The sequence below is a fragment of the Aliiglaciecola lipolytica genome (genome assembly GCF_018860635.1).
Lineage (GTDB): Bacteria > Pseudomonadota > Gammaproteobacteria > Enterobacterales > Alteromonadaceae > Aliiglaciecola > Aliiglaciecola lipolytica_A.
Genome location: NZ_JAHKPT010000021.1, coordinates 681,635 through 703,852, shown reverse-complemented (window position 1 = coordinate 703,852; position 22,218 = coordinate 681,635). Strand labels below are relative to the sequence as shown.

19 protein-coding genes are annotated in these 22,218 nt (G+C 41.3%); 9 read left to right on the top strand and 10 right to left on the bottom strand.

Annotated features, from left to right (window positions below; translation table 11 throughout):
* Nucleotides 1–12 precede the first annotated feature (12 nt).
* The 3 genes from KO530_RS11565 to KO530_RS11555 are packed head-to-tail and all read left to right on the top strand — an operon-like array spanning nt 13 to nt 7,530.
* Nucleotides 13–1,122, top strand: coding sequence for an efflux RND transporter periplasmic adaptor subunit (locus KO530_RS11565; RefSeq protein ID WP_216048551.1), 1,110 nt, complete (start codon nt 13–15; stop codon nt 1,120–1,122).
* A gap of 14 nt (nt 1,123–1,136) precedes the next feature.
* On the top strand, nt 1,137–4,469 hold the full coding sequence (locus tag KO530_RS11560; protein ID WP_216048550.1) for an efflux RND transporter permease subunit: 3,333 nt from the start codon (nt 1,137–1,139) through the stop codon (nt 4,467–4,469).
* Nucleotides 4,462–7,530, top strand: coding sequence for an efflux RND transporter permease subunit (locus KO530_RS11555; protein WP_216048549.1), 3,069 nt, complete (start codon nt 4,462–4,464; stop codon nt 7,528–7,530). The genes KO530_RS11560 and KO530_RS11555 overlap by 8 nt, the downstream gene beginning before the upstream one ends.
* A 76-nt stretch (nt 7,531–7,606) precedes the next feature.
* Here KO530_RS11555 and KO530_RS11550 read toward each other — a convergent pair whose 3' ends face one another.
* Entirely contained in the window at nt 7,607–8,011 is a 405-nt protein-coding gene (locus KO530_RS11550; RefSeq protein WP_216048548.1) for a TerB family tellurite resistance protein, read from the bottom strand.
* A gap of 74 nt (nt 8,012–8,085) precedes the next feature.
* On the opposite strand from KO530_RS11550, the gene KO530_RS11545 reads away from it, so the two are divergent.
* The 6 genes from KO530_RS11545 to KO530_RS11520 all read left to right on the top strand — a co-directional run bounded on the left by KO530_RS11545 (nt 8,086) and on the right by KO530_RS11520 (nt 14,725).
* The gene (locus KO530_RS11545) at nt 8,086–8,637 is read left to right on the top strand and encodes an RNA methyltransferase (protein ID WP_216048547.1); all 552 of its coding nucleotides are present in this window, start codon (nt 8,086–8,088) and stop codon (nt 8,635–8,637) included.
* A 116-nt stretch (nt 8,638–8,753) separates the two neighbouring features.
* The gene (locus KO530_RS11540) at nt 8,754–9,926 is read left to right on the top strand and encodes a hydroxymethylglutaryl-CoA reductase (protein WP_216048546.1); all 1,173 of its coding nucleotides are present in this window, start codon (nt 8,754–8,756) and stop codon (nt 9,924–9,926) included.
* A gap of 180 nt (nt 9,927–10,106) precedes the next feature.
* Nucleotides 10,107–11,405, top strand: a complete 1,299-nt coding sequence (locus KO530_RS11535; protein ID WP_216048545.1) for an efflux RND transporter periplasmic adaptor subunit — start codon at nt 10,107–10,109, stop codon at nt 11,403–11,405.
* Nucleotides 11,406–11,445: 40 nt separating this feature from the next.
* Entirely contained in the window at nt 11,446–12,162 is a 717-nt protein-coding gene (locus tag KO530_RS11530; protein WP_216048544.1) for an ABC transporter ATP-binding protein, read from the top strand.
* A gap of 9 nt (nt 12,163–12,171) precedes the next feature.
* A complete protein-coding gene (locus tag KO530_RS11525; RefSeq protein ID WP_216048543.1) occupies nt 12,172–13,485 on the top strand; it encodes an ABC transporter permease in 1,314 nt (437 codons plus the stop codon).
* Between the two features lie 10 nt (nt 13,486–13,495).
* Nucleotides 13,496–14,725, top strand: a complete 1,230-nt coding sequence (locus tag KO530_RS11520; protein WP_216048542.1) for an ABC transporter permease — start codon at nt 13,496–13,498, stop codon at nt 14,723–14,725.
* Between the two features lie 241 nt (nt 14,726–14,966).
* On the opposite strand, the gene KO530_RS11515 is transcribed toward KO530_RS11520, so the two are convergent.
* The 9 genes from KO530_RS11515 to msbA form a co-directional block, all read right to left on the bottom strand.
* The gene (locus tag KO530_RS11515; protein ID WP_216048541.1) at nt 14,967–15,131 is read right to left on the bottom strand and encodes a hypothetical protein; all 165 of its coding nucleotides are present in this window, start codon (nt 15,129–15,131) and stop codon (nt 14,967–14,969) included.
* Nucleotides 15,132–15,267: 136 nt separating this feature from the next.
* Complete coding sequence (gene modC / locus KO530_RS11510) at nt 15,268–16,338, bottom strand: molybdenum ABC transporter ATP-binding protein (RefSeq protein WP_216048540.1); 1,071 nt, start codon at nt 16,336–16,338, stop codon at nt 15,268–15,270.
* Nucleotides 16,335–17,018, bottom strand: a complete 684-nt coding sequence (modB, locus tag KO530_RS11505; protein ID WP_216048539.1) for a molybdate ABC transporter permease subunit — start codon at nt 17,016–17,018, stop codon at nt 16,335–16,337. The genes modC and modB overlap by 4 nt, the downstream gene beginning before the upstream one ends.
* On the bottom strand, nt 17,015–17,821 hold the full coding sequence (gene modA, locus KO530_RS11500; protein WP_216048538.1) for a molybdate ABC transporter substrate-binding protein: 807 nt from the start codon (nt 17,819–17,821) through the stop codon (nt 17,015–17,017). The genes modB and modA overlap by 4 nt, the downstream gene beginning before the upstream one ends.
* Complete coding sequence (locus tag KO530_RS11495) at nt 17,799–18,461, bottom strand: SDR family oxidoreductase (RefSeq protein ID WP_216048537.1); 663 nt, start codon at nt 18,459–18,461, stop codon at nt 17,799–17,801. Before KO530_RS11495 ends, modA begins: the two co-directional genes overlap by 23 nt.
* A 2-nt stretch (nt 18,462–18,463) precedes the next feature.
* On the bottom strand, nt 18,464–19,228 hold the full coding sequence (gene kdsB, locus KO530_RS11490) for a 3-deoxy-manno-octulosonate cytidylyltransferase (RefSeq protein WP_216048536.1): 765 nt from the start codon (nt 19,226–19,228) through the stop codon (nt 18,464–18,466).
* Entirely contained in the window at nt 19,225–19,431 is a 207-nt protein-coding gene (locus KO530_RS11485) for a Trm112 family protein (RefSeq protein WP_216048535.1), read from the bottom strand. Before KO530_RS11485 ends, kdsB begins: the two co-directional genes overlap by 4 nt.
* Before the next feature lie 5 nt (nt 19,432–19,436).
* Nucleotides 19,437–20,429 (bottom strand): tetraacyldisaccharide 4'-kinase, encoded by a 993-nt coding sequence (gene lpxK, locus KO530_RS11480; RefSeq protein ID WP_216048534.1) that lies wholly within the window; start codon nt 20,427–20,429, stop codon nt 19,437–19,439.
* Nucleotides 20,430–22,181 (bottom strand): lipid A export permease/ATP-binding protein MsbA, encoded by a 1,752-nt coding sequence (msbA, locus tag KO530_RS11475; protein WP_216048533.1) that lies wholly within the window; start codon nt 22,179–22,181, stop codon nt 20,430–20,432.
* Nucleotides 22,182–22,218 lie beyond the last annotated feature (37 nt).

Genomic DNA, 22,218 nt, shown 5'->3' with positions numbered 1-22,218 from the left:
TTGGAAAATACAATGGACGCGCATAATTACAACAACCACGCTTCAATTTCACGCTCAACAATAAAGCAGTTATCACTGGCAGCTTTTATTTGCTCAAGTTTTTTATTAACAGCCTGTGGACAGGCAGAAGCCAATAAAAATGACCAACAAGAAGCTGAACAGGTAAAAGTCATCCCTATTCCTGTTGAAGTGAAAAATTTAGAGCGCGGTAATATTTCCTCCAATTATGCAACAACAGCAGTATTAGAAGCTAAAGAAGAAGCATTTGTTGTTGCCCGCGCATCGGGAATAATTGATCAAATATTAGTTGAAGAAGGTGATTACGTTGAAAAAGGTCAAGTTTTAGCGAAATTAGATCCCGAACGTTACGAACTAAACTTGTTGCGAGCAGCAGCAGATTTACAAGGTATCGAAAAAGAGCTTGCGAAAGTCAATAAGGTTTATCATAAAAAACTGATAAGTGATGATACTTACGACAAGCTTACTGCACAGTATGAATCAGCCAAAGCAACACTGGCTTTGGCTAAACTCGATTTGAAAGAAGCAACCATAGTTGCACCTATCAGCGGTTATATCGCCGAACGAAACGCTAAAGTGGGTAACCTAACCGAATCGTTCCAGCGCGAGCGTATGTTTCATATTGTGCAACAAAAACAACTCTACGGAATTGTCTATTTACCGGAAAAAGAATTGTCTCGGGTGCACAAAGACCAACCAGCAAGCTTACTTTTATCAGCGCTTTCGAATACAACAATCAATGCTTATGTTGAGCGTATCAGTCCGGTCATTGATTCAAAAACCGGGACTTTTAAAGTTACCCTTAGAGTACCAAACGAAAATAATTTATTGAAAGCAGGCATGTTCTCTCAAGTCAGTTTAAATTATGACACCCACCTTGATGCTACTTTGTTGCCTCGCAAAGCACTGCTGGCCATTGACGATAAAACCAATGTATTTGTGGTAGACGAAGACGGTATCGCAAACAAAATTGCGATTACAGTTGGCTACCAAGAAGGAAACTTCGTTGAAGTTATCAAAGGCCTTACTGGCACTGAAAAAGTGGTGGTAACCGGGCACCAAAACCTCAAAGACAAAGCCGTTGTTGAAATCGTCAACAGCTAATTGAGGAGTACATTATGAATTTAATTGAAATTGCGGTCAGACGTCCGGTGACAGTGTGGATGTTTACCTTAGCTGTACTCTTATTCGGATTTGTTTCTCTATCACGTTTGTCTTTGAACTTACTACCAGAGCTTTCCTACCCGACTCTAACCATTCGCACTGACTATGTAGGAGCCGCTCCAGGAGAGATAGAACAATTGGTTACCAAACCGGTTGAGGAAGCAGTAGGCATAGTCAAAGGTGTTCGCAAAGTCACTTCAGCTTCTAAAGCTGGACAGTCTGATGTAGTGCTGGAGTTTGAATGGGGCACCGAAATGGACATGGCCAGCTTAGAGGTTCGCGAAAAACTCGATGTTTTACTTTTACCCCTAGATGTTAAACGGCCTTTATTATTGCGATTCAATCCAAGTTTAGATCCTGTAATGCGCTTCGGACTAGGAACAAACAATGCCGCTTCGCCCGACGCTAACGACTCTAAGGCAGCACAAGCGACTATGGATGAAGCGAACATGAAACAGGTTCGTACTTATGCCGAAGAAGACATAAAACGCAAACTGGAGTCGGTTGAAGGTGTCGCTTCCGTTCGAGTCGGCGGTGGCCTAGAAAATGAAATTCATGTTCTGATTAATCAACATCGTACTAGTCAATTAAATATACCTTTAGCGGAAATCATTAAACGCTTGAAAGACGAAAATGTAAATGCGTCCGGTGGCCGAGTGGAAGACGGTTCGCAAGAATATTTAGTCAGAACCCTAAATCAATTTCAAACCTTAGACGATATGCGTAATTTGTATATTGCTACACGAGAAGGCAAACATATTCGTTTAAGCGACGTAGCCCAAATCAAAGATGCCTTTAAAGAACGCACCTCAGTCACCCGATTTGACGGACTCGAAGGTGTTGAAATAGCAATCTATAAAGAAGGTGACGCTAATACGGTCAATGTAGCTAACGCGGTAAAAGCCAGACTTGAATCACTGAAGCAGTCATTGCCGCAGAACTACCAAATACAAATGGTCTACGACCAGTCATTATTTATCGCCAGCGCATTGGAAGAAGTAAAGTCTGCGGCCATCATAGGTGGTATTCTGGCTATGTTTATTTTGTATTTTTTCCTGAAAAATATCTGGCCCACATTAATTATTTCCATCTCCATTCCAGTATCAATTATCGCGACTTTTAATTTAATGTATAGCTACGATATCAGTTTAAACATTATGAGTCTGGGTGGCATTGCGCTGGCCATAGGTTTATTAGTTGATAACAGTATCGTAGTGCTGGAAAACATCGATAGGCATAAAAAAGACAATGCCAATACCTTAGAAGCTGCCGCGCAAGGAACAAAAGAAGTCTCAATGGCAATAGTGGCCTCTACCCTTACCACCATGGCCGTATTTTTTCCGTTAGTGTTTGTTGAAGGTATCGCTGGTCAATTATTCAGTGATCAGGCCCTTACCGTTACGTTTGCACTGGCAGCATCCTTAGTTGTAGCATTAACTCTCATCCCTATGCTTGCAGCAAGAGAAAAGTCTAATCAGCCAAGTAAAGAATTGGATTTGGGACCTAGGCCGGTTAAAGCTAAACCCACAGGCAAGTTAAAACTAACTGGATATTACCTATTTTTACCATTAACTCTTCTCGTTAAATTAATCTTTTATGTTGTACCTCTGACGGTAACCAGCATCATTTTAACTGTGTTTAGAGGGCTATCTAAAGCGCTATCAATACTATTCAAACCGGTATTGTGGGGGTTCGATAAGTTCTACAATGTCGTTTCATCAGCGTATTACCATAGTCTGAATGTGGCAATGAAAGCTCGGATTGCAGTTATTGCAATTGTGGTTACATGTTCTGCTCTATCGCTTTTACTATTACCTAAAATCGGTTTGGAACTGATTCCACCGTTAGCCCAAGGCGAATTTAATGTTGAAATTACCTTACCTACAGGCTCTAGATTAGAAAATACCGATGAGGTATTAGCTAAACTGGCCACTTTTACGCAAAAACAACCGCAAGTAGCACGCACCTACTCTTTAGCTGGTACTGGCAGTTTAATGAATGCTTCCCCCTCCCAAGGTGGTGATCATTGGGGTAAGTTAAATGTGGTGATGAAAACTGATGCCTCTGCCCAAGACGAACAAGCTGTTGTCACAGCTATGCGTGAATACCTAATTAATCAAGCAGGTCTGGAAAGTAAATTCGGTACACCGGAACTATTCAGTTTTTCGACTCCACTGGTGGTGGAAATTTCAGGATATGACTTGTCGATGTTAAAACGTTACGGTGACAAGCTAGCACAAGCTCTTTCTAAAAATAGACGATTTGCCGATATTAAAAGCTCGTTGCAAAATGGCAACCCTGAATTAAAAGTGCAGTTCGACCATGCCAAACTGGCCCAATTAGGACTCAATGCACCGGATGTTTCAAAGTTAATAGCGGCCAAAATTGGTGGCGAAGTGGCAAGTCAATTTAGTGTCGATGATCGTAAAGTGGATATTTTAGTCAGAAACCAAGTTACCCAACGAGACTCAATCCAAGATATTTCACAAATAGTGGTAAACCCAAATAGCAATAATGTCATCCCCTTAGCCGCTGTGGCTTCTATTGAGATGTCAGTCGGTCCAAGTGAAATAACCAGAGTGGGTCAACAACGGGTGGTACTGGTCACTGCTAACCTTAATTACGGTGATTTAGGTGCGGCTGTAATCGACGCTCGCTCAGCCATTGATGAAATCAACTTACCCGTTAGTTTACAAGCTAGGATCACCGGCCAAAGTGAAGAAATGGAGTCGAGTTTTAATTCCCTTTATATGGCCCTGGCCTTGGCGATTTTTATGGTATATCTGGTGATGGCCTCGCAGTTTGAGTCCTTATTGCATCCATTTTTAATTTTATTCACTGTTCCCATGGCCTGCGCAGGTTCAATTTATGGTTTATTTTTAACCGGCACAAATATCAGTGTGGTGGTATTCATTGGCTTGATTATGCTCGCTGGAATAGTGGTAAATAACGCCATAGTGCTAATTGATAGAATTAATCAATTACGTGCAAAAGGCGAAGATAAGATGACCGCAATTAAACAAGCTGCGCACAGTCGTTTACGCCCTATCCTAATGACCACCTTAACCACTATATTAGGCCTCCTTCCAATGGCAATTGGTTTAGGTGAAGGATCGGAAATTCGCACACCTATGGCTATTACAGTAATTTTTGGATTGTTGTTCGCAACCTTCCTAACTCTATTTATGATCCCCGTGTTGTATAGCATATTTGATCGCAAATCATTTATCCCAGAAGTGAACCAAAGCACAACCGACAAGCCAAACAGTGAGGTGGTTTATGGATAAGTTTGCCCACGCTGGCGCTGCATTGGCAAGCTTTGCCATACGTCGTCCAGTAACCATTTCCATGTTATTCTTTTCTCTGTTAATCATGGGGTTAGCGGCCAGTAAAATGCTGCCTTTAGAGAAGTTTCCGGGCATTGATTTTCCAGAAATTTTTATTCAGGTTCCCTATAAAGATGCCACGCCTGCAGAAATCGATAAAATGATCACCCAACCGGTGGAAGAAGCATTAGCCACAATGTCGGGCATCAAACGACTGCGCTCTCGTTCTACTGAAAACAATGCAGAAATTCAGATACAGTTTGATTGGGATGCCAATATCAAAGCTAAAAGCATCGAAGCACGAGAGAAAATCGATGCTATCCGCCACCTTTTGCCAGATGATGTAGAGCGGGTACTAGTCTTCAAGTTCAACCTAAAAGATATGCCAGTTTTTCAACTTAGATTGTCGAGTGACCGTGATATTTCTAACTCGTATGATTTACTGGAGCGCAACCTAAAAATGCCGATCGAGCGCATTAAAGGTGTCTCAAAAGTTGAATTATATGGTGTTCAGAAAAAACAAATATCGATTCGCTTAGATCCTCAACGCATTGCAGCTTTGCACATTGATACGGCTAAATTAACCAAAATCCTGCGCGATGCCAACTTCTCCATGACGGCTGGTCAATTTTTTGATTTGGACCAAAAAATCACAGTCAACCCAATTGGCGAATACCGTAGCAAACAGGAAATTGAAGATCTCATTATCCAACGGAATGTACGTTTGCACGACATTGCCAGTGTGAAATATGAAACCCCTAGAGCAGAAGAAGGACGCCACTTAGATCGCACCCATGCGATTGGTCTCAATATCTTTCGAGAGTCAGGTGCTAACTTAGTAGAGGTATCCGACGCGGTTATGCAAGAGATTGAAAAAGCTCGAAACAGCACCGCGTTTAATGGCATTAACGTATTTATTATGGATGATGAGGCGGATTCTGTTACCACTTCGCTGCAAGACCTGCTCAATTCGGGCTTGCTCGGTGCCATTCTCTCTATCATTGTATTGTATTTATTCTTACGTAACCTTGCTACTACCCTAGTTGTGGTCCTATCGGTGCCATTTGCAATTTGTATCACCTTGGCCTGTATGTACTTCTTAGGATATAGCCTCAATATATTGTCTTTAATGGGCTTAATGTTGGCGGTTGGCATGCTGGTGGATAATGCTGTTGTGGTTACTGAAAGCATTTTCCAAGCACGGGAAGACGAACCTGACCCTGTGGAAGCAACTAAGAAAGGGGTTGCTTTGGTGAGTTTAGCTGTTATCGCTGGAACGGCGACCACAGCCATCGTTTTTCTACCCAATATAGTTGGCGCCAAAGAAGAGATAACCGTATTTCTTGAACATGTAGCCGTATCTATCTGCATTTCACTGTTTGCGTCATTAATTTTAGCGCAGACACTCATTCCTTTATTAACCACTAAGCTAAAAATTAAAGCGAAACCTAAACAAGTGAAGCCATCAAAGATCAAAAATGTTTATGCTTCTATTTTAACTTGGACCTTAGAGAATCAAGGAAAAACCGCGCTTGTTGCTGTACTCATATTAATCAGCACTATGATCCCCATGAACTTATTAAAGAGCGACGAACAAAACAATGGTAATAATGGCCGAATTTGGTTGAACTATAATGTTCAGGCCAACTATAGCCTCAAGGAAGTTGAAAAAACCGTGGCTAAAATGGAAGACTATTTATACGCCAATAAAGAAAGATTTCACATCAAACAGGTATATAGCTATTTCACTGCGGGAGAAGCGGTATCTGGCTTAACTCTAGAAGATGTAATCCCGATGAAAATCGCCGATCTAAAAAAGTTAATTAAAGATGAGTTCCCTGCATTTGCACGAGCAAAACCTTCTTTTCAGTGGGATGAAGGCAGTGGTGGCGGTGTCAAAATATCGTTATTTGGACAGTCATCTGAAACCTTAATGCAAATTGCCAGTGAAATTGTACCAGTGTTGAGTAGCGTTAATGGTTTAACAGACGTTAAGGCTGATATAGATGGTCAAAATTATGAGTTACAAATTAAAGTAGATAGAGACAAAGCCTTTCGTTTTGGATTAAACACCAATGATGTTGCCACTATTATTAGCACTGCATTACGAGGGGCAAATCTGCGAACCTTTAGAAATGACATTAATGGTGAAATAGACATTCGTTTGCTTTACGATGAAACACTGCAAACCTCTATAGACGCATTACGCAACTTAACGGTGTCTAGAAACCTTGATCAAAATGTCACTTTGGATATGTTGGCTGACTTAACGATTAAACCAAGAATGTCACAAATTCAGCGGGACGGCAGGCAAACGGCACTAAGTATTGGGGCTAATTTAGAAAGTGAACTCACCATCGAAGAAGCACAAGAACGTATTGAATCTATAATGGCAAATGTGCAACTGCCCAGTGGTTATAGTTGGGCGTTAGATGGCAGTTTCCAGCGTCAAGACGAAGATGAAGGCGTGATGATCACAAATATGATCCTAGCCGTGTGTATGATTTATATTGTTATGGCAGCGCTTTTCGAATCATTATTATTACCCACATCGGTATTAACTTCGTTGATTTTTTCATTTACTGGGGTATTTTGGGCGTTTTTACTTACAGGCAATCCAATGACCGTAATGGGCATGATTGGGATGCTGATTTTAATGGGAATAGTGGTAAATAACGGTATTGTATTGGTCGACCGGATTAATCAATTAGTGAATCAAGGAATGACTGTACACAACGCCATTATTGAAGGTTGTCTCACCCGAGTACGCCCTATTTTGATGACAGTCTCTACAACTGTGCTAGGACTTTTACCACTTGCGTTTGGCGACATGAGTATTGGCGGTGACGGCCCTTCCTATTCGCCGATGGCGATAGCCATAATCGGTGGTTTATTGTTTAGCACCCTCACCAGTTTATTTTTAGTACCACTAACCTATTTGCTACTGCTGAAATTGCGTCGAAATACAATAGAAATGATTGCTGACAGCAAGCTGTTGGTCTCGAGGTTAATTCGAGCTTAAATGGAACAGTACGCTAACAATTCAAGCCGTATGCTAAGGGCTTAAGTATCAAGCTAAGGGCTTTTGCTCTTAGCGTTTAGCGTTTATCTGCCAATTTAACCATTAAAAATTCTATCGCAGCCTTTTCAGATTCATCTAATTGACCGTCGGCACGTGAGATGTCTACGGCCAGCTGTAACGCTTGTTCTTTCATCCAAGGGTCGGATAACAAAATCGCGCGATGGGCTAAAAAGTTTTCAATTTCATTTTCAGCTATCGCATCAATAACTTTACTCTCTACCGTATTGTAATAATCCAATTTATCGGTTTCACTAGACCATTCTAGTTGCGCTAACCAACCTTGCATATAGCTTCTTTCTTGCTCATCTATGACGCCATCAATCATCACAAACATAAGTGCAATATCAAATAAAGCCTGACGTTGAATTTGATCTTTGCACTGACCTAAATCCAATGCTTGAATAAATATAGTAAACCTCATCAAATTGCTCCATGGTGTTTTATAATCCAATCTAAAGTATCCTAGTCCAAACTATCACATCATGCTAATCAAAAATGGACAAACCCCAACAACAAAATCAATCGAATCATTATATTGTCGGTCTCATTAATCCTAAAAGCCCTACCAATGTGGGAGCTGCGCTGCGCGCTGCTGGGTGTTATTCAGCAAAATCAATTGTGTATACAGGCAAACGTTATGAGCACGCGAAAAATTTCGCTACCGATACAAAAAATGCAAATGCACACATACCGCTAACGGGCAAAGAAAACATATTTGATGACTTACCTGCTGGTTATCGAAAAATCGCCTTTGAGCTGGTAGAGGGTGCGACACCACTGCCTCACTTTCAACATCCAGACAATGCTATTTATGTTTTTGGGCCTGAGGATGGCTCCATACCACAACAGATCCTCAATCAGTGTGACGAGATACTGTATGTCCCTACCATAGGTTGTATGAATTTAGCTGCCTCAGTGAATGTCGTGCTCTACGACCGTATGGCAAAACAACAGAACACGATTTATTCCGATGACATCATTCGCAGCAGCCGAGACACCAATAATAAACTTAAACGGAAAATGACCAGCAACGCACAACAAAATTAACAATTATTTTACATATTTTTGATAAAAAAATTGTCTAAGTAGGTGTAATTATGTATTAATTGAAAGACAGCGTTTATTGCAAAACCTGCACTCTATCGATAATAAGGAAATCTACTATGTCTGAAGATACTCGGATTCCCCGTAACTCAGAAAATGATCACACTGTTGAAATGGCGAAAACCAGACGGGAGTTTCTGAAACAAAAAACCGGTACTGATTTAAAATACACGGGTGAATTCAGTATTGATCCTGGTGTATTACCAGGCAATATTGAAAACTTTATTGGAATCGTACAGATGCCAGTAGGTATTGCCGGTCCAGTGCAAATTAATGGTGAACATGCCAAAGGTTTATTTTACGTCCCACTTGCCACCACTGAAGGTACATTAGTGGCCAGTTACAGCCGTGGAATGCGTGTCATAAATGAATGTGGCGGGGTAAAAACGACGGTAGTTGAAGGTTGGATGCAACGTGCTCCAGCGTTTATCTTTGAAGATGCCAGACAAGCCCGTGACTTTGGACAATGGGTAGAACAAAATTTTGAGCAAATAAAAGCCGTATCCGAAACCACAACCAGTATTGGCAAATTAGAGCATATTCAACAATGGTCAGTGGCGAAAACACAATACTTGCGTTTCAACTACACCACCGGTGATGCTGCGGGTCAAAATATGGTGGGCAAAGCGACCCTTGTGGCCTGTGAATGGATTAAAGCAAACTCCCCCATCCCCTGCATGTATTTACTTTCTGGCAACATGGATACCGATAAAAAACACTCTCATCTAAATATGCTGCATTCAAGAGGCAAGCGCGTGATCGCCGAGATCATCTTGAAAAAAGAAGTGTTAGCTCGTGTCATGAATGTGGATACAAAAGTGCTAGCAGGTGCTACTACGCTAGCGAATAATGGCGCGCAATTAGCCGGTGCGGCTTATAATGGCCCCCACTCAGCCAATGGCATCGCGTCTTTATATATTGCCACCGGTCAAGATGAAGCGAATGTAGTTGAGTCTCATGCGGGTATGTTATCCCATGAATTATTAGACAATGGTGATTTTTATCTTGCGGTTACCTTACCTTCATTAATAGTTGCCACCTTTGGTGGCGGAACAGGTTTACCTACACAAAATGAATGTTTACAGCTATTAGATTGTGTGGGCAAAGACAAAGCCAATAAATTTGCTGAAATCGTTGCTGCGACCGTATTAGCCGGTGACATTTCATTAGCTTGCGCCGTCATTGCCGGCCACTGGGTAAGCAGCCATGACAAAATGGGCCGTAATCGCTAACCCACAAATTTATATAAGTAGCGCGCTCGTGTCTATCGAGCGTTATTTTTAAGCAATATTCCCTATGACATGCCGCGCTTAGTAACACCCATTTAAAATTTATTTTAAGATCATTTAAACCTTTTTAATTCTGGCTGCGACTTACTCTGTGATTGTTCTAATAATTTCAGAGAAAACACCATGAAAATTGAAGATACCAGTGGACAAGATGTCGTACTGGCAAGCAAAAAAAATAAAAAACCACTGTTCATAATTATCGGCATTAGCGTAGTGTTAATCGTTTGCTATTTTAGCTTAGCACCGGCTTTTAGTAATTGGTCAAGTTCAGACCATTCGGTTTCAGCTCAGCGTTTACGACTTGCCACCGTGCACAAAGGTGATCTGGTTAGAGATTTGTCTGTACAAGGCAGAGTTGTAGCCTCTATTAGTCCCCGTCTGTATAGCCCAGCCCAAGGTACTATTACTTTTAAAGTGGATGCCGGTGATTCGGTGACGATCAATCAAGTGTTAGCATTGATCGACAGCCCAGCTTTGACCAATGAACTAAAACAAGAAGAGTCCAGTTTACAGCGTTCGCAAATGGAGTTGGACAGAGAAAAAATACAAGCGAAAAAACAAGCACTGGAAAATCAAAAAGCCGTCGATCTTGCATTGGTCTCACTCACTGCCGCAGATCGAGAAAAACGCCGTGCAGACAAAGCCTATGCTACCCACTCCATAAGCCAGATCGATTATGAAAAAGCCCAAGACGATCTGCAAAATGCCAAACTCGTTCATCAACATGCGGTGCACGATGCTCAGTTAAACCAAGAGAGTTTAGCCTTTGAAATTCAAACCAAACAACTGCAATTGGAACGACAAGCTTTGCTGGTTGATGAATTAACACGCAAAGTGGACGAATTGACAATGCGCTCTCCAGTCAATGGCATCGTCGGTAATTTAGCGGTACAGCAAAAAAACCAAGTTACACAAAATCAGCCCATTCTAAGCGTGGTGGACTTATCAGAATTCGAGTTAGAAGTTGATATTCCAGAAAGCTACGCAGACGATTTGGCGATTGGTATGCTTGCAGAAGTTAGTTTCAATGGCGAAACGCACTTGGCCACCCTAGTCACTATCTCACCTGAAATTGAGAACAATCAAGTGAATGGGAGAGTGCGTTTCGCCTCCCACAATGCTGCAGGAGAAGCCTTAGAACAGCCACAAGGATTGCGTCAAAACCAACGCTTAACCACGCGCATCCTAATGGAAAGTAAGGAAGATGTGTTAATGGTGCAACGAGGACAGTTCTTAGACAGTGGTAGTGGCCGCATTGCATATCTGGTTAAAGACGGAATGGCAGAAAAAACGCCGATTTCCACCGGTATTAGAAGTTTATCCAATGTTGAAATAATGCAAGGTCTGAATGCCGGAGACACCATCATCATTTCCGGTACAGAACAATTCAATGGTGCGCAGCGAATTCTCATCACCAATTAATCACTCCTACATTAAAAGCAAAAAGAATTAAGGAAAGCACATGTTAACAATGACAGACGTAAAAAAAGTATTTCGTACTGATTTGGTTGAAACCCACGCCTTACGTGATTTCAATTTACAGGTAGATGAAGGTGAATTTGTCGCCGTCACTGGCCCTTCTGGCTCTGGAAAAACCACATTTTTAAACATTGCAGGTTTGTTAGAAACCTTCGAAGGTGGTACTTACCAGCTAGATGGTCAAGATGTCAGTCGTCTTAATAACAAAAAACGCAGCCAACTAAGAAATGAAAAAATAGGGTTCATTTTTCAAAGTTTCAATCTTATCCCTGACCTAAACCTGTTCGATAATGTAGATGTGCCCCTTCGTTACCGCGGATTTAAAAGTAATGAACGCAAAAAACGGATTGAAGAAAGTCTCGAATTAGTCGGCTTGGCTAACCGAATGAAGCATTTACCCTCGCAACTTTCAGGTGGGCAGCAACAACGTGTCGCCATTGCCCGAGCTTTAGCCGGTGATCCACGGTTCTTACTTGCCGATGAACCAACCGGAAATTTGGACACTAAAATGGCATTAAGTGTATTGGAGCTACTCAAACAAATTAATGACCAAGGCACGACTATCGTTATGGTGACCCATGATCAACATTTGGCTTCCCAAGCCAAACGCAATATATACGTACGAGATGGCAAAGTCAGTGAATTAACTGACTCATCTGAGCCCACTATCGCTGAGCTTAATCAAGCGGCCAACGGATAAGGAAAAATAATGTTTACTTATTATCTGCGTTTGGCCCTAAAAAGCATCAAGCGAAACCCTATTTTAAGTGCCCTGATGATCACCGCTATTGGTCTTGGAATTGGTGCAAGTATGACTACGGTAACAGTTAACTATCTGATGTCAGCTAATCCCATTCCCCATAAAAGTGAACAACTTTTCTATGTGCAATTAGACAGTTGGTCACAGTTTGAACCTGCCCGCGAGCCGAATGAGCCACCGGATCAAATCACCTGGACTGAAGCCACCAATTTGATGCAAGCAAAACAAGCGTATCGGCAAACAGCCATGGCTTCTACCGGCGGTGTTGTCGAACCTCAAGGTCAAGATGAGAAGCCCTTTATGGCCAGCATTCGTTTAGCCTTTTCTGATTTTTTCCCGATGTTTGATGCCCCTTTTTTGTTTGGCAGTGGCTGGCCTGATAGCAGCGATGACAATAGAGAATATGTGGTGGTGATCAGCAAAGCCACGAATGAACGTGTGTTTGGAGGAGAAAACTCTGTTGGTCGTACGATTCGGATTGTAGGCGAAAACTTCCGAGTGGTGGGTGTTTTAAACGATTGGCTGTTAGTGCCACGGTTTTATGATGTCACCACTGGTGCCTTTGATGAAACCGAAGAAGTCTTTATGCCGTTTTATATGAAGCAAGAATTAGAATTATCTAATGGCGGCAATACCAATTGTTGGAAAACTCCAGAAGGTGAAGGTTTTGCTGCATTTTTACAATCTGAGTGTGTTAACTATCAGATGTGGGTTGAACTTAGAAACGCAAATGAAAAAGCCCAGTACATGGATTTTTTAAATAACTATGTCAACGAACAAAAAGCCTTAGGACGTTTTTCCCGCCCATTGAACAACCGCCTTTCTAACGTCATGGAATGGATGGAAAACCAAGAAGTGGTTGCCGACGACGCCCAAATCATGATGTGGGTGTCCTTTATGTTTTTATTAGTTTGCCTGCTTAATACCATAGGTTTGTTGCTGGCAAAATTTACTGGAAAAGCTGCAGAAATAGGTTTACGCAGAGCGGTAGGCGCGTCTAAAACAGACCTGTTTATTCAGCATATCGTCGAAACGGCCTGCATTGGCATAGCCGGCGGTATTTTGGGACTGGGTTTAGCCTTTCTTGGACTCGAAGGTATTAAATCTTTGTACGGTGAGTTTGTGCAAAATTTAGTTGGACTGGATATTACCATGATGGCCAGTGCGATTTTACTTGCGTTAGTTTCGAGTATTTTAGCCGGCATGTACCCTACTTGGCGCGCCTGTAACATCGCCCCAGCCAGCCAATTAAAAAGTCAATAAGGAGAAGACTATGAGCTCTAATCAATGGGAAATTGGTCCAATCTTTCGTGCTTTAATGCGCAACAAGGTGGGTGCCATTTTGATTGCAATACAAATTGCCGTCACTATGACAATAGTGGTCAATTCAATATTTATTATTCTTGAACGTGCGCAACGTATCGAGCGAGACAGCGGCATCGATGAGGCCAATAGCTTTTACCTAACCACTACAGGTTTTGGTACGAGTTTTGATCCTAAAAGTACCGCCATTGATGATTTAGCATTAATCCGCGCTACGCCTGGGGTACTAGATGCAATCCAAATTAACGCCATTCCTGTGAGTGGTGGTGGCTGGTCGATGAGTTTTCAAACTGAACCAGGCGAAGAAAAAGAAAGCGAAGGCGCTGCGATTTATATGGTCGATGAACACGCCATCAATGCACTTGATTTAGAAGTAATTGCCGGTGAAAACTTCTTACCGAACGACGTGAGGTGGCGGCAACGAAGTGTGACCGATTGGCCTGATAATGTACTTATTACTAAAGTCCTTGCGGAGTCTTTATTTGCGGATATCCCTTATCAAAATGTAGTGGGTAAAACCATTTATATTCGTCAAACAGAACCTATGATCGTAAAAGGGATTGTCGATAAAATTCAAGCTCCTTGGGTGGGTTGGGATGACTTAGAACACACAGTTCTTACACCGGAGTTAACCGAGTTTGAGTCCAATCGCTACTATATCCGCGCTCTACCAGGACAACGTGATGCAATAATGCCGATTATTGAAGAAGCGCTAGCCTCATCAAATAAACAACGCATTATTCGCAACATGCGTACCGTTCAAGAAACACGAGAACGCAGCTATCGCGGAGATACCGCGATGATAAAAATACTTTCAACCACTATGGTAATCCTTACCATAGTAACCGGGTTAGGTATTGTTGGTTTAGCCAGCTTTAGTGTTAATCGTCGTAAAAAACAAATAGGCACACGGAGAGCGTTAGGGGCAAGTCAAGGGTCGATTGTGCGTTACTTCATGATTGAGAATTTTTTGATAAGCACTGTAGGTGTCGTCTTAGGTGCCGTACTAACAGTTGGTTTAAATATGTTGTTAGTGAATATGTTTAGCCTGAATGCACTAGATTGGTATTTTGTGCCCGCAGGTATGTTAGTACTTTGGATTGTAGGGCAAATAGCGGTATTTGGCCCCGCACAAAAAGCGGCGAATATCCCGCCGGCATTGGCCACTAGAACGGTCTGAAATCGTAAAAAAAAAGCGGAAATTCTTTTAAAGAATTTCCGCAAACAACTTCTACTTAGGAAAATTGGGACAGAACGCCCAATAATTATTTCGCTTTTTTAAGCTGCTTTTTCAATTTTGCTAGTTTATTTTTTTGCTTTGCGATTTTCGCTTTACTGGTCTTAATTTTTGCTTTCAAAGTCTTTACTTTAGCCATGCTGGCATCTCCTTAAAAAATGATGAAAATACAAACACTAATCGATTAATCTCGATCCTTGTGTTGTTTTAAAAAATCACGAATAAAACGCCGAACTTCACGGGCTGCGCTTGTATCTAACTCGTCACAAAGCTTCACAAATTCAGCTCGTTCCTGATCATTAATCCTAACAATTAGCTGGCTATTTTTCTTTGATTTTTTATGCTGCAAAATAATCTCCAAAACGCCAATTAAAAGTAAGGTTTGCTCTCGTGATGATGCAATATTGACCGATATCCATATGATAGTCAATGTATATACATTGCATAGTCATTGTTAATACACTTTTCTGTTCATCTGCATACACTTACTTTAAAACAACACCTTTGATTTGTGCGAACACTCGAAGATGTTTGGCTAACTTTAATTGCTCAAAGGATCGTTGGGTAATTTGACTGAGAATAACACTAGTGCCTACTTTCAATTTTAAAATAACACTACCGTTTGCAGTGAACTTAAAATCCATTATGTCGGCTGGCAGCACATTAAGGATACTGGTATCTGCAGCCCGGGATAAACTCACACTTACGTCTTTTGCGTGTATCACCACCTTCATTCGTTGCTCTATTGGTTTGTTGATAACACTTACCCAAAGCTGTCCAGCTTGGGTTTTTAAAGCGCTGACATGCTGTTGCTCATCAATCAATTCAACCTTGGCACTTAATACACTTTGAAGATCTGATCCCAAGGTCAATGGTTGATTGAGATCTGTGAGTAATTCTGTACTTTCCCCCTGCCCTGTAATACCTGTTTTATCCATCAACACTACCTGTTTAGCAACTCGGGCCAATTCAGACTTAGAATGGGTAACATAGATGACGGGTATCGCTATTTGTTCAAGTAAAGGTTCTAAATAATCTAAAAATTGGCTTTTAAGTTGCTCATCTAAAGCAGACAGCGGCTCATCCATCAATAATAAATCGGGTTGTGTCGCTAAAGCTCTGACGATAGCGACTCTTTGCTGCTCGCCACCTGATAATGTTTTAGGTAAGCGATTTAACAAGGGAGTTAACTGCAATAATTCAATTAACTGCGAAACATCAAACCGCTTTTTGCGACCTTTATGGGCTTTTAATCCTTGGTAAAAGTAAATATTTTGCGCAACATTTAGATGTTCAAACAAACTCGGTTGTTGAAACACCATACCGATGTGACGGTTCTCAGGGGCAATCCATGTACTCGCATTCTGCCAAACTTTTTTATCAAAAGTGACTTCAGCGTTCGGATATTTATCTAATCCAGCAATAACCCTCAGCAAAGTTGTTTTACCCGCACCAGATGGACCGAAGATGGCCGTCACACCAGCACTGTTAACATCTAGTTTAACGTCAATCGTTCTACTCTTTAGTGGTTTCGAGAAACGTACCAATAGGCTCATTTATTCACCACTTTGAAACCTTTGTTGGTTGCATAAACAATTAACAACAAAACAAACGAAAACAACAACAATGTGCCTGCTAACCAATGTGCCTGTTGATACTCAAGTGATTCTACGTGTTCGTATATTGCGATTGAAACCACTTGAGTTTGACCAGGAATATTACCTCCAATCATTAACACTACACCGAACTCTCCTAAGGTATGAGCAAACCCTAAGACTGCAGCACTGATGATCCCTGGTTTTAACAATGGAATGATAATCCGAAACAAGCGTTCTGACTTTGACGCCCCTAACGTTGCAGCTACATCTAACGGACGTTGTTGCAAATTTACAAATGCAGTTTGCAGAGGTTGAATGACAAACGGCAAAGAATAGATGCAAGAGCCTATGATCAAGCCGGTAAAACTAAAGGCTAAATTACCAGTTCCTAGCGCATTGGATATTTCTCCCAACACCCCATTTGGACTCATCAAAATTAATAAATAGAAACCAAGAACGGTAGGAGGTAAAACTAAAGGAAGCGCCACTAATGCTTCAAATATAAACTTATAACGCCACTTAGATTTAGCTAACCAAAAGCTTAATGGAAAGCCTATCACTAATAATAAAACGGTGGATATAAGTGCTAATTTAATGGTTAGCCAAAAGGCTATTAAATCCGTTTCGCTTAACATCATGGCAAGATGTAACCATTTTGCTGAATGATGGTTTGAGCAGGTTCAGTAAATAAAAAGGCTGCGAATTGGGCAGTATTTTTATTATTGGACAGTAAAATTCCTTGTTGTCTTATGGGTTGATAATCTGTCGTCAGCAACTCAGTAAACGCACTGATAGGCTCTTCCTTCATCATACTCAACGCAACTATGGCAACTTGCGCATTGCCTGATTTCACAAATTGCATGGCTTGATTAATATTTTCTCCCATTACAATTTTATCACTTACTGCTTGCCAAATGCCTTTACTCAGTAGCCAATTTTTAGCCGCTACCCCATAAGGTGCCAGTTTTGGATTGGCAATCGCAATATGTTCAACACGATTGTTGGCTAACTGGCTTAACGAAAACTGCGTTGATTCAATACTCGGATGAAACACTACTAGCTTCCCATAGGCATAGGTAAATGCCTTGTGTTGTTTGGAAAAACCTAGCGCTTCCAACTGTTGAGGGCGTACATCGTCGGCGGAAAAAAATATATCGAATGGCGCGCCGTGGGAAATTTGCGCATACAATTTTCCGGTAGAGGCTGCGCTAATTAAAATTTTGCTATTGTGGGTGCGTTCAAACTCAGACTTTAATTGTTTTAACGTAGATAAAAAGTTACTTGCAACCGCCACATGAATCACTTGATTCGCCGCTGCACTGTGCAGATAAAAAAGAAAGAGTACCCCACACAGCACTCGAACTAATTTTCCGGTATAGCGTTGTTTAAGTTTTTGCATGGGGTTTAACAGAAATACTTTACCAAGGTAAAATCTCACCATTGGAATGCCAAAAGCTACCAGTATTATCTAAATTTAACTCTTCAATGCGAGTCAATAGACGCGATGCTGCATCTTGTGCTGAGATATCTCCACCATAACTGACCATTTCAGTTTGAACATAGCCAGGATGCAATAACGCAACAGCTATGCCACGTTCCTTAAGATCGTTTGCCATAGAAACACCGACGGCATTAAGGGCAGCTTTAGACATTCGATAGCCGTAATAACCACCAGAGCTATTGTCGGTCAACGATCCCATTCGACTGGTGATATGAGCTACTTTAGCGCCTTTTTTAAACTGCTCTAGCAAGGTTTGGGTAACGAGTAACGGGCCTAGGGCATTGACTCTAAATTGATGTTCAATCGTATGAGGGTCCCACTCTTTTATTGAATCTCTACCTAACACGCCAGCGTTATTGATTAATAAATCAATTTTCACATCTTTTATTTTGGCTAATGCACTCGGTAGTGAGTCGGGATTGCCTACATCGACTTTTGTAACGACCTTAGCTCCACTTTTATCTAACTCGTCCGAACTGTTACGACATAACGCATACACGTCCCAACCTTGGGCTAAAAGCTGCTTGGTTAATTCCAACCCAATACCGCGATTTGCACCGGTTATAACTGCATTTGGCATTATCACTCTCCATTTTGTAAGGTTTGAATCAGCTTTTCTAAATCTTCAGGAGTATCAATTCCTGTTGGTGGCGCTTTTTGCGCTTCATCAACATGGATGCGTTCTCCATGCCATAAAACACGCAATTGTTCTAATGATTCTATCTGTTCAAGCCCTGATGGCGCCATATTGACATATTGCTTAATAAAGCCAGCTCGATAGGCATAAATGCCAATATGTCTTAGGTAAAAATCACCAATTTCATCAATACTGTCGGCGTCCATAAAGCGTGATCTGTCATAGGGTATTGCTGAGCGAGAAAAATACAACGCATAGCCCATCTTATCGGTTACGACTTTTACCACGTTTGGATTGAAGGCGTCTTCAACATCGGTAATCTTGACTCCCAAGGTCGCCATTTCAGCGTCTTTATATTGAAATAAATTCTCTGCTACTTGGCGTATATTCTCGGCGGGGATAAAAGGTTCGTCCCCCTGCACATTGACAACTAATTCGTGTGCTAACAAACCTTCGACATCCACCACTTCTGCCAGCCTTTCCGTGCCTGATTCGTGATGTGCAGCTGTCATACAGTAATTACCACCAAAATCGGTGACGGTTTTTGCTATACGCGCATCATCGGTAGCCACTATCACTCGGGTAGCCCCTGCTTCCAGCGCTCTCTCATAAACGTGTTGAACCATTGGTTTACCGCCAATTTCAACTAGTGGTTTTCCAGGAAACCGCGTAGATGCATAGCGAGCAGGAATAATCACGGTAAATTTCATTGTTTCGCTTTATCCAAATTTTCTATATCAGTGGATGTTAACTCCCGTGCTTCATTTTCAAGCATAACCGGAATATTATCTTTAATTGAATATGCTAACCGGTCAAACCGACAAATCAACTCAGAGTCTTTAGCCTGATATTGCAGCTTACCTTTACATACTGGACACGCCAGTATTTCCAGTAGTTTTTTATCAAATGCCATTCGCTTTATGTATCCTTATCAATAGAGTCTAGTTTTTGTTTTAGTTGTTGCGTAAAACTTTCCGGTAATTTTGCATAAATTGGCAAAAACCACCAACTATCTTTGGCTATGTCACGACATTTTACCGCATCTTTTTCAGTCATGACGATAGTACCATTAGGAAAGTCTAGTTGTTTAAATTGGTAGTGATCAAGAAATGAAATATGTTGTTTTACCGGTACTTGTAAATGCGCTAACAAATTATAAAAGCGCTGAGGATTGCCAATTGCTGCAATAGCCGTAACGGGCTCGTTAAAATCTGCAACCGCTTTGTGCTGATTGCCATCCTTTACATTAATAAAGTCCCCAGATTTAATTTCCATGGGTATCTCAGGTGGTATTGGTATACCGCTGTTATTAATAACAAAATCGACGGTTTTCAATCTACTTTGCTTTTCCCTCAACGGCCCCATTGGTAATAACCAACCATTACCGTGTTTTCTTGCCCCGTCAATAACCACAATTTCAATATCACGCTGCAATGCATAGTGCTGCAACCCATCATCACAAATCACTACATTACACTGGTGTTTATCGACCAAGTATTTGGCGCCACGTGGACGTTTAGGATCAATAACGACTGGGCAATTGGCGCGCCGTTTGATTAGCAAAGGTTCATCGCCAACGCGATTAACATCGCTTTCAAAGTCGACACTGGATGGAAATAAAGATGCGTTACCACCATAACCTCGGCTCAAAATACCGGGTTTATAACCTTGTTCAGTTAACCACTTTGCTAAATAAACCACTAACGGGGTTTTACCGTTTCCGCCCACCGAGATATTTCCCACCACAATAACCGGAACCGGTATTTTATGGCTTTTCAGCCACCCCAACTTATATCCAGCTCGCCGTAAACCCGACAACAACCAAAACAGGCAGGTAAGTGGCAATAACACCCATTTGACTAATTGATATTGGGGTAAATTATCAAACCAAACTTTTTCAATAAAAGTCACTTATTGTTTATTCCCTTCACTAAATTGCAAACTATGTAACTGAGAATAAGCACCTTGTTGTTGCAATAATGTTTGGTGATCTCCTTGCTCAATTATTTTGCCTTGCTCTATCACCATTATTTGGTCAGCATTCTCAATCGTAGACAAACGATGAGCAACAACAATACTGGTTCTATCTTGTTGTAATTTATCTAATGCATCTTGAATTAAACGTTCCGATTCAGTGTCTAGTGCCGAGGTCGCCTCATCCAAAATTAATATGGGAGCATCAAGCAAAATTGCGCGAGCAATGGCTATTCGTTGGCGTTGACCACCAGATAACTTCAAACCGTTCTCGCCTACCATAGTGTTGTAACCTTCAGGCAATTGATCAACAAATTCCTGCACATGGGCAATTTTAGCCGCTTCGTACACGCGGGAGCTGTCAATGTCCTCAGACGCATAGGCGATATTGTTAAAAATGGTGTCATTAAAAAGCGTAACGTGTTGAGAAACCAATGCAAATTGTTTACGTAAATCAGTTAGCTTTATTTCTTCAATGGGTATATCGTCTAAACGAATTTGCCCCTGTTGAATATTATAAAAACGCGTCAATAAACTAGAGATGGTTGATTTGCCACTGCCAGAACGACCGACTAAAGCAAAGGTTTGGCCCACTTCAACTTTAAAAGATATGTTATTTAACGCTGGCGTGGGTGTATCAGGATAAGTGAAGGTGACATTGTCGAATTCAATTTTACCCTTCAGGCGACTAATTTGTCTGCTGCCAGTATCCAATTCAATTTCTTGATCGAGCACGTCAAACACACTGGCACAGGCAGCCATGCCCTTTTGAAACTCACTGTTCACCGTGGTAAGTTGCTTGAGGGGTTTGAGCAACATTGTCATACAAACCACAACGGTTGTAAAAATTCCAGGAGTAAGATCTTCTACCATGCTAGGTAAGCTAGAAATATACAAAACCACTGCCAATGCAATGGAAGCTAAAATCTGGATGGATGAAACGCTCAACACACGGGCCACAACTAATTTCATATTTTGCTGGCGATTGTGGTTATTACGTTCGGTAAATTTTAATTTTTCTTGTTTTTGGCCACCAAACATCAATACAACTTTATGACCTTTGATAACTTGCTCAACTGACGAGGTTAAGTTGCCCATCGTTTGCTGAATCGTTTTACTGACCTGACGGAATCGTTTGCTGACGATTGACACTATGACCGCAACCACGGGGCCGATTAAGATAAAGACCAATGAAAGTTGCCATGAATAATAAAACATAACCGCTAATAAACCGATGACAAATGCGCCCTCGCGAATCAAGGTTAATAACGCTTTACTGCCTGCACCTGAAACTTGTTCAGTATCATAAATGACTTTCGAAATCAGTCCGCCAGACGCATTATCATCATGATATGAAACTGGAAGATACATGTATTTTTCGAATAATTGCTGGCGCATTTTCATGACAATATGGCTGCCAATCCATGACAATATGTAAGTTCCCATGAAATTAAATAAGCCACGAGCGATAAATATTGGTACCACGAAATAGGCGGCAATACGCAATGTTTCAAAGTTTTGATTGCCCAAACTATTATCAATAATCGGCTGTAATTGAGAAAATATCCAAGAATCAATAGCGGCATATCCGATCATGCCAATAATCGCCATTAAAAACGCTAATTTGAATTCCTTCAAATAAACCATAAAACGTTTAAACAGAGATTGTGTGGGAAGCGTTGAATTCATTTATGTGCAACTTATACGTTAGATAACTTGTTGATTA